Here is a 14671-nt window from a genome sequence, read left to right on the forward strand (position 1 = left end):
ACAAGGTTAGGCGGGTTCAATGACGCATTGCAGTGGGTGCTGAGACTCTCTTGCATGCGTTAACACCTGATTCATTTTTGTTTCTGCAATGTCTAGCGGGTATACACCGCATACGCCCATGCCTTCTGTATGTACTTTGAGCATAATTTGTGTCGCTTGTTCACGGCTTTTATTAAAAAACCGTTCAATCGTTTCTACAACAAACTCCATAGGAGTGTAATCGTCATTTAGTAGCAATACTTTAAACATTTCAGGCAGCTTAGGTTTTACTGCGTTTGGCTTAATTGCGGTATCGCCGTCTGAATGTGGTTGTGCCATTTACTTTACTACTTAAGATTACTTGTTAACTCTTATTTTGAGCCGAATGCTAAAAAATTCAAGCCCAATTTGAATAGGGTTAAGCGATTATGGAAAGATTTTGACGATTTTGACGATTCTGTCTTGTGTTTGCACAATTTCTAGCGTGTGTTCGCCCATTCTGAAGCTGGTATTCGGCTCCGGAATATCTTCAAAATACTCGATGACTAGGCCGTTAAGTGTACGAGGCCCTTCGGTTGGCAGTGATAAATGTAGCTTTTTGTTTAAGTCGCGCAGAGAGCTACTGCCATCCACCAACCAACCGCCATCTTCGTCTTGGCGATAGCTGCCGATTCTGCTGGGGGATTGGGTCGTGAAGTCGCCAATCACTTCTTCCAAAATGTCTTCAAGCGTCACTAAGCCTTTAAACTCGCCGTACTCGTCAACAATAAGCGCAATGCGTTCTTGGTTTTCCTGGAATTGCTGAATTTGCGTATACAGAGGCGTTCCTGCCGGAATGAAGTAAGGCTCGCTGATAATCTCACGTAACGCTTCTTTATCAAGTGGGTCGTCATGTTGGTAACCGCGGATTTGATTCATCACTTTTCTGATGTGTAGAATACCAATCATCTCTTCGTTATCGCCCTCGCGTACGGGCAAGCGGGTGTGGTGGCTGGTAGAGATGCGCTGCAAAATATCTTCAATGGGCTGATCAAAGTCAATAATTTCAACCATGGTATGTGCCGTCATCACATCATCCACCGTGATTTTCTCTAAATCGAACAAATTCAGCAAAATAGTGCGGTGCTTTTTAGGCATAAAATGCCCTGCATCGGTGACGATGCTGCGCAGCTCATCCATGGTGAGAGATTGCGCGGACTCGCTGAAATTGACATTGACTCTGAATAGCTTCAGCAGTCCTTCCACAAACAGATTCACAAACCACACAGCAGGGTAGAGTAGTTTGAGTAGGGGATAGAGCACATAGCTACACATGATGCCCAATTTTTCGGGGTAAGCGGCGGCAATGACTTTAGGAGAGATTTCACTGAACACTAAAATGGCAAATGTCACTGACAATGTGCCGATCATCAGTACCCACTCACCTTCGCCAAACAACTCAACAATAATCACTGTAACTAACGTAGCAGAAGCGGCGTTGGCAAAGTTATTACAAAGCAAAATCACGCCGAGCAATTTATCGGTCTTAGCAAGCAGTGCGCTGGCCAGTTTAGCGCCGCGATTACCCTCTTTGACCAGATGCCTTAACCGGTAACGGTTGAGCGACATCAAACTGGTTTCGGCGATTGAGAAAAAACCTGAAATAAGCAGTAGCAAGGCCAATACGGCTAATTGCCAAGAGATAGGAATATTATCCAATGGGGGGTGACTGGGTGACTAAGAAGGCTTAGAGTCTAACTGAAGCAAGCCTTCTCAATCAAGTGTTTAGTGTAATTGGCGGGGGTTGAAAGTTTAAGGTGCGACTTCTGCAGAAGCATCCGTTGGTTTTTTCTCAACATCACCAATCAGGTTGGCGCGATTCACACCCAGCCACATGGCAATCGGGCAAGCCACGAGTACGGAAGAGTAAATACCAAACAAAATGCCGATGGTCAGCGCTAATGCAAAGTTATGAAGTACCTCGCCGCCAAATAGCAACATAGAGCCGACCATGGTTTGCGTCATCAAGTGTGTAATCACAGTACGAGACATCGTGCGCGTAATTGCATTGTCAATCACTTGTACCGCATTGGCTTTACGCATTTTACGGAAGTTCTCACGTACTCGGTCAAATACCACAACAGACTCATTCACCGAGTACCCTAGCACTGCCAAAATAGCGGCCAGTACAGTGAGGTTGAACTCCCACTGGAAGAACGCAAAGAAGCCCAAAATGATCACCACATCGTGCATATTGGCAATAATGGCGGCCACGGCAAAACGCCATTCAAAGCGGATTGCTAAATAAGCCATAATCCCCAAACAGACCAAAAGAAGCGCCAGCCCGCCGTTTTCATACAGTTCTTCACCTACTTGCGAACCTACGCTTTCCACACGGCGTACATCAGCTTGTGGATCAGCGGCTTTCAGTGCAGAGCTTACCTTTTCTGACAGTTGTGCAATCGACATGTCTTTTTTGATCGGTAGGCGAATCAACACATCATGGCTGGTGCCAAAATTTTGTACGGTGGCATCTTTAAGTCCGATGCTATCTACTGCCTGACGAATGTTATCGATATTGGCTGATTGCGGATAGTTGACTTCCATGACGGTACCGCCAGTAAAGTCCACGCCGTAATTGAGGCCGCGTGTGGCAAGAAAAAACACGGCTAAGATAAATGTCACGAGTGAAATAGTAGTAGTTAAACGACCATAGCTCATAAACGGGATGTCGTTTTTAATTCTAAATAATTCCATAGTCTTTACTCTTTAATTAATGGCGCTAAACGTCAGCGCCCATCGTTGTTAGGTCGCTGCTTATGCTTTATAAATTTGCCCGATGGCTAATTTTTCAATTTTTCTACGGTAGCCATAAACGAGGTTGACGATAGCGCGTGAGACCAAGACTGCACTGAACATCGAAGTCAAAATGCCTAGTACGTGCACCACCGCAAAGCCTTTAATTGGCCCGGTACCAAACATAAATAAGGCCAGACCAGCAATCAGCGTAGTGACGTTGGAGTCCACAATGGTATGCCAAGCGTTTTTATAACCTTCACTAATACTCGCTTGCGGCGTATTGCCATTGCGTAGTTCTTCACGGATACGCTCATTAATCAATACGTTAGCGTCAATCGCCATCCCTAATGCTAATGCAATCGCTGCCAAACCTGGTAAGGTAAGGGTAGCTTGTAGCATAGATAAAATAGCAACCAATAGTAATAAATTAACACCCAGTGCTAATACGGAAACACCACCAAATGCCATATAGTAGATGACCATCATGACTGCAATGGCAGCAAAGCCCCATAGGGTTGAGTGCACACCACGTTTGATGTTTTCCTCACCCATGCTTGGCCCAACTGTTCTTTCTTCGATAATTTCCATCGGGGCAGCGAGTGCGCCAGCGCGTAATAGTAGTGAGATGTCTGTGGCTTCTTGTGCGTTGGCCATGCCAGAGATTTGTACACGACCGCCGCCAATTTCTTCATTAATCACGGGCGCGGTAATCACTTCGGTATTGCCTTTTTCAATCAGCAAGATAGCCATGCGTTTGCCAACGTTGTCTCGGGTGACATTTTTAAAGATGCCGGCACCACGTCCATCCAAAGTCACATTCACTACGGAGCTGCCGTTTTGACCATCCACACCGGGGCCGGCATCGGTAATGCGGTCGCCAGTCAATACCACACTTTTCTTCACTAAGATTGGACGGCCGGAGCGGTCTTTATACAACTCATCACCAAATGGGACTTGGCCATTGCTGGCTTTTTCCATGGTGGCAAAGTCGGTTTTCTCTTCATCGACTAAGCGAATTTCCAATGTAGCGGTACGGCCTAAAATCTCTTTTGCTTTGGCGGTATCTTGCACGCCAGGTAATTGCACCACAATGCGATCAAAGCCTTGTTGTTGCACAATGGGCTCGGCCACGCCAAGCTCATTAATACGGTTATGCAGGGTTTGTAAGTTTTGTTTGAGTGCAAATTCTTGTGTGCGCTTTTGTGAGGCTAAGCCCATGTTGGCGGTCAGTGATAAATCTTTGCCAGAGCCAGTGACTGCATAGGTGAGGTCTGGATAGTCTTTGCTTAAGATACGAAGCGCTTTGTTAGCTTCTGCCGCGTTGTCAAACTTAACAACAACTAGCTGGCCTTCACGTGAAATACCAAAGTAGTTGATTTTTTCTTTACGTAACGCAGTACGGAAGTCACCCACGCTGCTTTCTGCCGCTTTATCCAAAGCCGCTTTCATGTCCACTTGTAATAGAAAGTGCACGCCGCCACGTAAATCTAAACCCAAATACATGGGTTTGGCACCAATGGCTAACAGCCAGTTTGGGGTTTGTGACAGCAAGTTAAGTGCAATGGTGTAATCTTTGCCTAAGCTTGCATTCAGCTTGTCTTTGGCTTTGATTTGGTCTTCCGGATTGGCCAGTCTTACCTTGACACCAGTGGCATCCAAATAGATGCCATTGAATGGAATGCTGGCAAGCTGTAAAGTGTTTTCCACTTTTTGCAGTAGTGCATTGTCTGATTTAAGGGTGGACTTAGCCGGGCTAACTTGTACAGCTGGGGATTCCCCAAAGAAATTGGGGATGGTGTAGAGCAAGCCAATCAAGATGACGATTGCAATTAAAATATACTTCCATAACGGGTAACGGTTCATAGCTTGGCTCGCTCAGGCGTTGAATGATTAAAACAACAGATTAAATGGCTTTAATAGTGCCGGGTGGCAGTAAAGTTTGCACGGTGTGTTTTTGCACATTCACCACAGTGTCTGCTGCAATTTCGATACTCACGAAGCTGTCGCCCACTTTGGTCACCTTGCCAATAATGCCACCTGAAGTTGCGACTTCGTCGCCAGCTTTCAGTGCATCTATCATGGCTTTTTGCTGCTTGGCTTGCTTCAGTTGCGGACGAATCAGCATAAAGTAGAACAGAATAAAAATAATGACCATCGGCAAAATGCCACTTAATAAATCCCCACCTGGTACGGATGGCGCTGCAAATGCATTACTGATAAACATAGACAAGCTTCCTAAAAAAATGAAACAAATGAACACACGATTCTAACATAGACTATTTTAGATAATCTGATTAGCCATTTAGTTGGGCACGTTTACGTGCAAATTCAAGTTTAAATGCTTCAAAAGTACCATTTTCAATGGCGCTACGCATAGACTGCATGAGTACTTGGTAATAATGCAGATTGTGGATGGTGTTCAAGCGCGCACCTAAAATCTCGCCCACTTTATGCAAATGGTGCAAATAAGCACGTGTAAAATGTTGGCAGGTGTAACAAGCGCAGTCCGCATCCAGTGGTGCAGTATCTTGTTTATAAAACGCATTTTTAATTTTGACATCGCCATATTGTGTGAACAGCCAGCCATTGCGCGCATTGCGCGTTGGCATGACACAATCGAACATATCCACGCCTTGGCTCACGGCCGCGACCAAATCCTCTGGTGTGCCTACGCCCATTAAGTAGCGCGGCTTATGTGCAGGCATTTGCGGCGCCGTGTGTGCCAAAATGCGCAGCATGTCTTCCTTAGGCTCGCCTACCGATAAGCCACCAATCGCAAATCCATCAAAGTCGATGTCCACCAGCCCATTTAGAGAGATGTCGCGCAAGTCTTCATACATGCCGCCTTGGATGATGCCAAACAGGGCGTTGGGGTTGCCTTGATGTGCTTGTTTACTCCGTTTGGCCCAGCGCAAACTCAACTGCATAGAGTCGTTCGCTTCTTTGTGTGTGGCTGGGTAGGGTGTGCATTCGTCAAAAATCATGACGATGTCGCTGTTTAATACCTTTTGAATGCGCATGGATTCTTCAGGGGTTAAAAAGCAGCTATCACCATTGATGGGCGATCTGAATTTCACGCCTTCTTCAGAAATTTTTCTTAAATCACCCAAGCTCCAGACTTGAAAGCCGCCTGAATCGGTGAGGATAGGTTTATCCCAGCCCATGAATGTATGTAGGCCGCCATGTGCGGCAACTACCTCTAAGCCTGGGCGTAACCAAAGGTGAAAAGTATTGCCCAGCACAATGTGTGCATCAATCTCGTTGAGTTCTTGTGGCGACATGGCTTTTACGGTGCCATAAGTGCCTACAGGCATAAAGGCGGGCGTTTGTACGTCGCCATGGGCAAGATGCACAGTACCGCGGCGCGCACGGCCATCTTGCTGGTGTAAAGTAAATTGCATGTGGTGAAGGTCGTTCAAAGTAGACTAAGTAATCCTTGTGATTTTAACATAGTCGCACTTGGCTCACTTTGAATCTTTCAACTTGGAATCTTTAGCTTGTGCCGAAGCCTTAGGCTTTGATACGTAAAATGATGTGGATGCGCCAGACTTGATTTATACTTAGCCCATCACGTTAATCTACGATTGTGTAAAACATGGCAGAACCAAGACAGCGTCTATCCAGAAGAAATGCAGATAACCCGAGCTTGCGCGAGCGCGGCATCTATTTATTGCCCAATTTATTTACCTCTGCGGCTTTGTTTGCTGGATTCTATGCGATTGTACAAGCCATGAACGGGCACTTTGAGCAATCGGCCGTTGCGATTTTTATTGCCATGGTGATGGATGGTTTAGATGGACGTGTTGCGCGTATGACCAATACGCAAAGTGCTTTTGGTGCAGAATATGACAGCTTATCGGATATGGTGTCGTTTGGTGTAGCGCCGGCGTTGATTATGTACGTATGGGCACTCAAACCCATGAATAAATTAGGATGGATTGCCGCCTTTATCTATTGTGCTTGCGCAGCTTTAAGGTTGGCACGATTCAACACTAAATTAGATGACCCGCATCAAGATAAGCGTTTTTTCCAAGGCTTACCTAGCCCGGCTGCCGCTGCCTTGTTGGCGGGATTCGTTTGGGTTTCTTATGAATACAATGTGGATGGCCGCGAGATATTTTTTGGTGCCTTACAAATGAAATGGATCGCTTGGGGAATTACGGTGTTTGCAGCAGGTTCAATGGTGTCGGATTTACGCTTTTACAGTGGTAAAGACATTAATTTAAAAGCCAGTATTCCATTTGTAGCCGTGCTGGCCATCATGCTGGCATTTGTGCTAATTTCTTACAGCCCACCAGAAGTGCTGTTTACCGTAGTATTTGTCTACTCGCTCTCAGGCTACTATTTGTGGCTTAAACAGAAGGTTAAAAAGGAAATTTAGCGCACGCAGCGATGGCTGCAGTGGTCTTGTCGGCCACGCGGATTTCATGATTTTTATGATTGAAGTTCTGCGCAAAGTCAGTTATAGTTAATCCATGTTCAATCCAAGCACAGATCAAACAGTGATTTCTCAGGCAGCCGCCTTGGCCGCTTGTACTGTTTCGCCTGCTGCAACTGAATTTCATTTAGCACACCTGTCAGTTACTCTGCTGCGCCGTATAAACGCGCTACACCCAGCTTTGCTGCTGCGCGCAAGCGCACACTAAAACCAACCCAAAATCTCTAAGTATTTCCGTGTCCGCGCCGATAAAACGCGTGACTTAAACTCGAAGTTTTTTTGCATTGCGAGTAAAATCGCTGCAACTGATTAGGAATCCTGTATGAAAGACCAAAACCAAATTATTATTTTTGACACTACCTTACGTGATGGCGAACAAAGCCCAGGCGCTGCCATGACCAAAGAGGAGAAAATCCGTATTGCGCGCCAATTGGAAAAGTTGGGTGTTGATGTGATTGAAGCAGGCTTTGCCGCTGCAAGTCCTGGTGATTTTGATGCTATCCATACCATTGCTGGCTTAATTACTAAATCCAAAGTGTGCTCATTAGCACGTGCGAGTGAGAATGACGTGCGCCGCGCCGGAGAAGCGATTCAACCCGCCATGCAGCACACGGAAAAAAATGGCCGTATCCATACCTTTATTGCGACCAGCAAAATCCACATGGAGAACAAACTCCGTATGACGGAGGAGCAAGTGTTAGCACGTGCGGTGCAAGCGGTGAAATGGGCGTTGGAATATACGCATGATGTAGAGTTCTCTGCCGAAGATGCAGTGCGTTCAGATATCAATTTCTTAGTGCGTGTGTTTGATGCAGTGATCGAAGCCGGCGCTAAAACCATTAATGTGCCTGATACTGTGGGCTATAGCATCCCAGCCGTATGGGGTGAGCGCATGGCGACGTTGATTCAACGCGTGAAGAATAGCGATAAAGTGGTGTGGTCGACGCATTGTCACAATGACTTAGGCATGGCCGTAGCTAACTCTTTGGCTGCCGTGATGAATGGTGCACGCCAAGTGGAATGTACCATCAATGGCTTAGGCGAACGTGCGGGGAATGCCAGCTTGGAAGAAGTGGTCATGGCGATTAAAACACGCAGTGATATCTTCAACTTAACTACACGTATCGATACCACACAAATTGTGCCTGCAAGTAAATTGGTTTCAACCATCACCGGTTATCCGGTACAGCCGAACAAAGCGATTGTGGGCGCCAATGCGTTTGCACACGAAAGTGGTATTCACCAAGATGGCGTGTTAAAACACCGCGAAACCTATGAAATTATGCGTGCTGAAGACGTAGGCTGGAATGCCAACAAATTAACATTAGGTAAATTGTCTGGCCGTAATGCGTTTAGAACGCGCTTGAAAGAGTTAGGCATTGAGTTATCGAGTGAAGATGCGTTAAATGCAGCGTTTGCTCGCTTTAAAGATTTAGCAGATAAAAAATCTGAGATTTTTGACGAAGACTTACATGCCTTAGTAAGCGATGAGTTTGTACATGAAGCTTCAGAAAGCTACAAATTAGTATACTTACAAGTGGCTTCGCAAACTGGTGAAACGCCGCATGCGTTAATCACTTTGTCGGAAGAGGGGGCTGAGAAACGCTCTGAATCCAACGGTGGTGGGCCAGTGGATGCAACCTTTAAAGCCATTGAGAAAATTGTGAATAGCGAAGCTGAGTTATTGCTTTACTCTGTGAACAACATTACCAGCGGCACGGATGCGCAAGGTGAAGTGACGGTACGTTTGGCTAAGGGCGGCCGTATTGTCAATGGACAGGGTGCCGATACCGATATCGTGGTGGCTTCTGCCAAGGCTTACTTAAATGGCTTAAATAAACTTTATGCTAAATCTGAGAAATTGAATCCACAGGTTTAATCAGCATGCTGAGCGACTGATCTATGGCGAGTGCCGATTGTGTAGCTACGGTCTCGCTTGTTGTCATCCGCTTGGCTTTTCTCACTTTGGTCAGGTGCAAGCTAGCATGGTTGACGCCATGTTGCTTGCATTTTTCATGACTCTAAAAATGCGTGACTATGTCTAGTAAAAATCAAACATTGTTGATCGTTGCCGCACTGTTCTGCACCTATTTTATTTGGGGGTCGACTTATCTCGCCATCCGTTTTGGCATTGAAAGTTTTCCGCCATTTTTGATGGGTGGCATTCGCTTTACGCTGGCCGGGATCATCATGTATATCGTCATGCGTTGTTTGGGTAGCCCAAATCCAACGCGCCAAGAATGGCTGGGTGCGACTATCGTCGGTATTTTATTGCCAGCCCTTGGCAACGGTACGGTGTGTTATGTACAACAAACCGTCAGCTCCAGCGTGGCGGCGCTTGCCATTGCCACCGCCCCCATTTGGATGGCAATATTCTCTTCGTTCTGGGGGCATAAAATTACAGGGCGCGAGTGGCTAGGCATCGCCATTGGGGTGCTAGGTATTGTGTTATTGAATATTGGCGGTAGTTTGCACGGTGATATTACTAGCGCGCTATTGTTAATTTTTGCTGCTGCAACGTGGTCATTCGGATCGGTCTGGGGTAAGCATTTGGCCATGCCTAAAGGTTTGATGGGCGCAGGCTGTCAGATGTTGGCCGGTGGTGTTGCCTTGATGTTGGCGAGTACTTACACTGGTGAGACTTGGCCTCAAACCATTAGTGTGAAGTCTTGGGGCGCTATATTGTTTTTAATCGTATTAGGTTCGTTAGTGGCTTACAGTGCTTATCAATACTTGCTTAAGACCGTGCGCCCATTAGTTGCCAGCAGCAATACATTTGTGAATCCAGTGGTGGCATTTGCACTGGGTATTTGGCTGGCCGATGAGCAAGTCACCCACAATGAATATGTCGCGCTAGCCGTAATTTTAGTTGGCGTGTTTTTAGTATTAACCACAGAGAATAAAGAAGTATGACCACACAGAATTTAGCCTTATTTGATTTAGACAACACCCTGCTGGCAGGCGATAGTGACTACAACTGGAGTTTGTTTTTAATAGAAGAAGGTTTGCTGGACGCCAAAACGCATCATGATCGTAACGAGCAATTTTATGTCGATTACAAAAACGGGTGTTTGGATATTTATGCATTTTTGAAATTCCAGTTACAGCCTTTGTCGCAGCACCCCAAAACATTTTTGGATAAACTGCACCTTAAGTATATGGAAAAAGTCATTCGTCCGATGATGACTGATAAAGCAAAAGCATTGGTGGATGCGCACAAAGCCAAAGGTGATTTATGCTTGGTGATTACTGCCACCAATAGCTTTGTCACTAAGCCGATTGCAACCGCCTACGGTATTGAGCATCTGATAGGTACAGATCCTGAAATGGTGAATGGTGAATATACGGGTGGGGTGAGTGGCATGCCTAGTTTTCAGGCAGGTAAAGTTACGCGCTTAAATCAATGGTTAACCGAGCGTGGTAAACAACTGAAGGATTTTCCTATCAGCTATTTTTACAGTGATTCACATAACGATTTACCGCTCATGCAATTGGTGACGAATCCGGTGGCGGTAGATGCAGACCCAACGTTGACTGAGTATGCCAATGCTCACCAGTGGCCACATATCAGCTTAAGAGACTAAATGTAATCTAGTCCCTCCAATTTAGGTGCTTGTGTTTTACGATAATTAGCCCTAGGCTTCGCATTATCAGTACTTCACGATTCACAATTGCGGAGGGTGTATGGCTAAGAATATTGTTTTCTGCGCAGATGGCACTTGGAATAACGCAGGCCAAGATGCAAAGAATGATGATGCCACCAATGTATTAAAGCTCTATCAGTTATTGGCGGGTGACATTGTCGGGGGGAGTGAGTTTTTACGGGGTGATCCGCCAGAGATTGTCGAAGGCGAGAAAGTGCTGAAGGCTGCAGACGGTAGCACGTTGCAGGTTGCCAAATACATCAACGGCGTTGGTAATTCAGCCAATATTATCAAAAAGCTATTCAGCGGCGCATTCGGCGCCGGTGTCGTGCAGCGCATTGTGCGCGGCTACACATATATCTCTAGAAACTATCAACCGGGCGATCATATTTTTATCATTGGCTTTAGCCGTGGCGCCTATACTGCACGCGCACTTGCAGGCATGATCGCCACACAAGGCTTACTCAAAACATCATTCAAAAGCGGTAGCCAGGAATCGTATCAAGCCGCCACAGATGCTTGGTTTTATTATCGCAATACGGTCAAAGTCAAAGATGAGGATTTATTGGCTGACTTGATGACGGCCGTATTGAACAAAGGCTTATGGTCTTTGGTAAAGAGTGTATTTAACCCGCATCTTTCATCCGATGATTTTATTGCGGTGGATCACATTGCCAGTGTGGCTGTCTGGGATACGGTTGGCGCGATGGGAATACCCAAATTCAATATACAGAATAAAGAATTGGTCGATGCCTTTAGGTTTGCAGATGAAGTACTCAGTAAAAAAGTGCGATTAGGTTTGCATGCGATTGCGTTAGACGAAAAGCGCGAGCTATTCAAACCTACGCTTTGGAATGCGGGTGGTAATGTGTTGCAACGTGTATTTATCGGCGGGCATGCCGATGTGGGTGGTGGGTATACAGAAACAGGTTTGTCAGACATTGCATTGGAATGGATGGCCACACAGTTGACCCAAGCGCCTTTGCTGATTGGCTCTCCCGCGCTATTTGCCCCAAACTACAATACAAAACTACAGCCTAATTTTAAAGCGCCTGCACACCAAGAGCTCCATAATCTGGCGAAATACATCCGTCAATTTAGACTGGCGAGCCAAATCGAAGCACATGCTTCAATCAAGCAGCGCAAGGGGGCTGGCAATGTGGTGCACCGACGAGACGATGAGCATAATAAAGATTATGATGTCAGGCCATACGATCCAACCAATTGGCCGCCGGTTTAGCTTATCTTCCGAGCAATATGTGGAGTACGAAACGGCTGCCGACGTAAGCCAATAGCAAGAGTACAAAGCCAAATAGCGTCCAGCGTATAGCGGTCTTTCCGCGCCATCCATAACGGTAACGCCCATAGAGTAGCCAAGCGTAAATTAACCAAGAGGCAATCGAGAAGATGGTTTTGTGATTCCATTGCAGCGGTTTACCAAACACTTGCTCTGAAAACAGCATGCCACTGATGAGCGTAATAGTAAGCAATACAAAGCCCAACTTAATGACTTTAAACAGCAGACTATCCATCACAATGAGCGGTGGAAAGCTGGGGAGTTTGATCAGTGTGGGTTGTTTGTGCAAGGTGCGTTCTGCAATGGTCATGAGTAATGCATGCAGCGCCGCAAACGTAAATAAGCTATAGGCGAGGATGGCAATCGCAATGTGCGCCATAAATAAATTCGCTTCTGCAGTCGGTAGGTAATAGTTTTCGATAGCAAATGCGGGTAACAATACAAATATTGCTGCTGGCGGTAACACAAAAGCCTGTAGGCTATGCAGCGCATGTTTCAAATCTGCTATCCAGTAAATCAGCACCGTGAGCCAAAGAATGGCAGAGAGTGCGTAATAAAACCCTAGGTTGAACCCACCTACTGCAAATATATCGCGGTACAACAAGTAACCATGCAGCATCAACCCCAGCGCAATCATGGCGCTATGTAGGCTGTGTGAACTGGCGCTGGCGCTCATATCTAAACTGGATTTGGCAGAACGCCAAAAATCAGCCGCTACGGCAATATAAATGAATGCGACGACAAGATAAGGAATGTATTGATGCATGGTGCAATTATGGCAAAAGTCGCGATAAACGCATAGCATGATGTAAAATTACTGCTCTTCAATAAGGTAACTATAGATATGTTAGAAAACTTAACGGGTCGTCTTCAGGGTGTGATTAAAAACCTGCGTGGTCAAGCGCGCTTAACCGAAGAAAATATCGCGGATGCGATGCGCGAAGTACGCATGGCCTTGTTAGAGGCAGACGTCGCGTTGCCCGTGGTGAAAGATTTTGTTGCCAAAGTGAAAGCGCGTGCGCAAGGGCGTGAGGTATTGCAAAGCTTGACACCTGGTCAAGCGGTGATTGAGGTGGTGAACGAAGAGCTGACCGAGTTGATGGGCAAAGCCAATACGCCGCTCAATTTATCTGCGGTGCCGCCGGTGATTATTTTAATGGCGGGCTTACAGGGCTCCGGTAAAACCACTACATCTGCCAAACTGGCTAAATTGCTGAAAGAGCAGAAAAAGAAAGTGCTGCTGGCCAGTGCCGACGTCTATCGTCCCGCAGCCATCACCCAACTACAAACGCTTGCCAAACAATTAGAAGTAGATTGCTTTGACAGCAATGCGCAGCAGAAACCGAGTGAGATTGCAGCGCAGACACTAGAGTACGCCAAAAAGAACTACTACGAAGTCGTCATTTTTGATACGGCAGGCCGATTGGGTATTGATGAAGTCATGATGGCGGAAATCAAAGCCTTACATTCACAACTGAATCCAACAGAGACTTTGTTTGTGGTCGATGCGATGCAGGGACAAGACGCCATCAACACTGCCAAAGCCTTTGGCGAAACCTTACCGTTGACCGGTGTGGTGCTGACCAAACTGGATGGTGATGCACGCGGTGGTGCTGCATTGTCCGTACGTCACGTGACGGGCAAGCCGATTAAGTTTATTGGCGTCAGTGAAAAGGTCGATGGGCTAGAGCCATTCCATCCCGAACGTATGGCGGGGCGTATCTTGGGTATGGGTGACGTGCTTGGGCTAATTGAGCAAGCACATAAAAATGTGGACATGGCCGAGGCGCAAAAAGTCGCCGATAAGATTAAGTCCGGCAGTAAGTTTGATTTAGAAGACTTTAAAAGTCAGATGATGCAAATGCGTAAGATGGGCGGCATGGGTGCGTTGATGGATAAGATGCCAGCGCAATTAGCAGGCATGGCACAAAAAGTGAATAACGAAGATGCGGATAAGTCTTTGCGTCGTATAGAAGGTATTATTAATAGCATGACGCCGTTGGAGCGTCGCAAGCCGGAGCTGATTAAGGCCACGCGCAAAAAGCGCATTGCAGCCGGTAGCGGTGTGCAAGTGCAAGAAGTGAACCGTTTGTTGAACCAGTTTGAAGAAACGCAAAAAATGATGAAGATGTTCAGCAAAGGTGGCATGGCAAAAATGATGCGTGGCATGGGCGGATTGATGGGCGGCAAGTTCCCGGGGATGCGCTAATGCCATTTCTAGCGCGTGCAGAATTTCTGCAAATATTAAAAAATATACGATTTACACAGAAAATGTGACAAAAAGCGAAAACAGCCATTGACCAGGTAGCCTCTTTAACGCATAATCGCGGTCTTGCATTTTTGGGCAACAACTCAAAAGCAAAGTACCAAAATGGGGTGTTAGCTCAGCTGGTAGAGCAGCGGACTTTTAATCCGTTTGTCGTGGGTTCGATCCCCGCACACCCTACCAAAATTTAAACGGGTTCCAGTAATGGAACCCGTTTTTCATTTCTGATGAATGCTACTTGATTGTAGTTCGCAAGCTTTTGAATCTAG

The 14671-nt window shown here is 46.3% G+C and carries 13 protein-coding genes and 1 tRNA gene; 7 read left to right on the forward strand and 7 right to left on the reverse strand.

Annotated features, from left to right (window positions below; genetic code table 11):
* Window positions 1-6: 6 nt before the first annotated feature.
* The 6 genes from clpS to tgt all read right to left on the reverse strand — a co-directional run bounded on the left by clpS (window position 7) and on the right by tgt (window position 6158).
* Window positions 7-318, reverse strand: coding sequence for an ATP-dependent Clp protease adapter ClpS (gene clpS / locus FG11_RS01380; protein WP_020183843.1), 312 nt, complete (start codon window positions 316-318; stop codon window positions 7-9).
* Between the two features lie 87 nt (window positions 319-405).
* Window positions 406-1677 (reverse strand): HlyC/CorC family transporter, encoded by a 1272-nt coding sequence (locus tag FG11_RS01385; RefSeq protein WP_047532690.1) that lies wholly within the window; start codon window positions 1675-1677, stop codon window positions 406-408.
* A 93-nt stretch (window positions 1678-1770) separates the two neighbouring features.
* On the reverse strand, window positions 1771-2715 hold the full coding sequence (secF, locus tag FG11_RS01390; RefSeq protein ID WP_047532692.1) for a protein translocase subunit SecF: 945 nt from the start codon (window positions 2713-2715) through the stop codon (window positions 1771-1773).
* Window positions 2716-2775: 60 nt separating this feature from the next.
* Window positions 2776-4620, reverse strand: coding sequence for a protein translocase subunit SecD (gene secD / locus FG11_RS01395; RefSeq protein WP_020183846.1), 1845 nt, complete (start codon window positions 4618-4620; stop codon window positions 2776-2778).
* A gap of 40 nt (window positions 4621-4660) precedes the next feature.
* Window positions 4661-4981 (reverse strand): preprotein translocase subunit YajC, encoded by a 321-nt coding sequence (gene yajC, locus FG11_RS01400; RefSeq protein ID WP_047532693.1) that lies wholly within the window; start codon window positions 4979-4981, stop codon window positions 4661-4663.
* A 70-nt stretch (window positions 4982-5051) separates the two neighbouring features.
* Window positions 5052-6158 (reverse strand): tRNA guanosine(34) transglycosylase Tgt, encoded by a 1107-nt coding sequence (gene tgt, locus FG11_RS01405; protein ID WP_047532695.1) that lies wholly within the window; start codon window positions 6156-6158, stop codon window positions 5052-5054.
* 194 nt (window positions 6159-6352) lie between these two features.
* On the opposite strand from tgt, the gene pssA reads away from it, so the two are divergent.
* The 5 genes from pssA (at window position 6353) to FG11_RS01430 (ending at window position 12079) form a co-directional block, all read left to right on the forward strand.
* Window positions 6353-7138 (forward strand): CDP-diacylglycerol--serine O-phosphatidyltransferase, encoded by a 786-nt coding sequence (gene pssA / locus FG11_RS01410; protein WP_020183849.1) that lies wholly within the window; start codon window positions 6353-6355, stop codon window positions 7136-7138.
* 379 nt (window positions 7139-7517) lie between these two features.
* Entirely contained in the window at window positions 7518-9074 is a 1557-nt protein-coding gene (locus FG11_RS01415) for a 2-isopropylmalate synthase (protein WP_047532697.1), read from the forward strand.
* Window positions 9075-9232: 158 nt separating this feature from the next.
* A complete protein-coding gene (gene yedA, locus FG11_RS01420; protein WP_047532699.1) occupies window positions 9233-10108 on the forward strand; it encodes a drug/metabolite exporter YedA in 876 nt (291 codons plus the stop codon).
* Complete coding sequence (locus FG11_RS01425) at window positions 10105-10779, forward strand: HAD family hydrolase (RefSeq protein WP_047532702.1); 675 nt, start codon at window positions 10105-10107, stop codon at window positions 10777-10779. Before yedA ends, FG11_RS01425 begins: the two co-directional genes overlap by 4 nt.
* A 100-nt stretch (window positions 10780-10879) precedes the next feature.
* The gene (locus tag FG11_RS01430; protein WP_052184893.1) at window positions 10880-12079 is read left to right on the forward strand and encodes a DUF2235 domain-containing protein; all 1200 of its coding nucleotides are present in this window, start codon (window positions 10880-10882) and stop codon (window positions 12077-12079) included.
* A 1-nt stretch (window position 12080) separates the two neighbouring features.
* On the opposite strand, the gene FG11_RS01435 is transcribed toward FG11_RS01430, so the two are convergent.
* On the reverse strand, window positions 12081-12902 hold the full coding sequence (locus FG11_RS01435; RefSeq protein ID WP_025223790.1) for a cytochrome C assembly family protein: 822 nt from the start codon (window positions 12900-12902) through the stop codon (window positions 12081-12083).
* A 78-nt stretch (window positions 12903-12980) separates the two neighbouring features.
* Here FG11_RS01435 and ffh point away from each other — a divergent pair, with 78 nt between their 5' ends.
* The gene (gene ffh / locus FG11_RS01440) at window positions 12981-14345 is read left to right on the forward strand and encodes a signal recognition particle protein (RefSeq protein WP_025223791.1); all 1365 of its coding nucleotides are present in this window, start codon (window positions 12981-12983) and stop codon (window positions 14343-14345) included.
* A 164-nt stretch (window positions 14346-14509) separates the two neighbouring features.
* Window positions 14510-14585 (forward strand) — tRNA-Lys (locus FG11_RS01445).
* Window positions 14586-14671: the final 86 nt, after the last annotated feature.

This window comes from Methylotenera sp. N17, assembly GCF_000799155.1.
In the GTDB taxonomy this organism is placed as follows: domain Bacteria; phylum Pseudomonadota; class Gammaproteobacteria; order Burkholderiales; family Methylophilaceae; genus Methylophilus.

Excerpts from the sequence above, each read along its gene's own strand:
- clpS (WP_020183843.1), bottom strand. The coding sequence starts at position 318 with ATGGCACAACCACATTCAGACGGCGATACCGCAATTAAGCCAAACGCA.
- secF (WP_047532692.1), bottom strand. The coding sequence starts at position 2,715 with ATGGAATTATTTAGAATTAAAAACGACATCCCGTTTATGAGCTATGGT.
- secD (WP_020183846.1), bottom strand. The coding sequence starts at position 4,620 with ATGAACCGTTACCCGTTATGGAAGTATATTTTAATTGCAATCGTCATC.
- yajC (WP_047532693.1), bottom strand. The coding sequence starts at position 4,981 with ATGTTTATCAGTAATGCATTTGCAGCGCCATCCGTACCAGGTGGGGAT.
- tgt (WP_047532695.1), bottom strand. The coding sequence starts at position 6,158 with ATGCAATTTACTTTACACCAGCAAGATGGCCGTGCGCGCCGCGGTACT.
- pssA (WP_020183849.1), top strand. The coding sequence starts at position 6,353 with ATGGCAGAACCAAGACAGCGTCTATCCAGAAGAAATGCAGATAACCCG.
- FG11_RS01415 (WP_047532697.1), top strand. The coding sequence starts at position 7,518 with ATGAAAGACCAAAACCAAATTATTATTTTTGACACTACCTTACGTGAT.
- yedA (WP_047532699.1), top strand. The coding sequence starts at position 9,233 with ATGTCTAGTAAAAATCAAACATTGTTGATCGTTGCCGCACTGTTCTGC.
- FG11_RS01425 (WP_047532702.1), top strand. The coding sequence starts at position 10,105 with ATGACCACACAGAATTTAGCCTTATTTGATTTAGACAACACCCTGCTG.
- FG11_RS01430 (WP_052184893.1), top strand. The coding sequence starts at position 10,880 with ATGGCTAAGAATATTGTTTTCTGCGCAGATGGCACTTGGAATAACGCA.
- FG11_RS01435 (WP_025223790.1), bottom strand. The coding sequence starts at position 12,902 with ATGCATCAATACATTCCTTATCTTGTCGTCGCATTCATTTATATTGCC.
- ffh (WP_025223791.1), top strand. The coding sequence starts at position 12,981 with ATGTTAGAAAACTTAACGGGTCGTCTTCAGGGTGTGATTAAAAACCTG.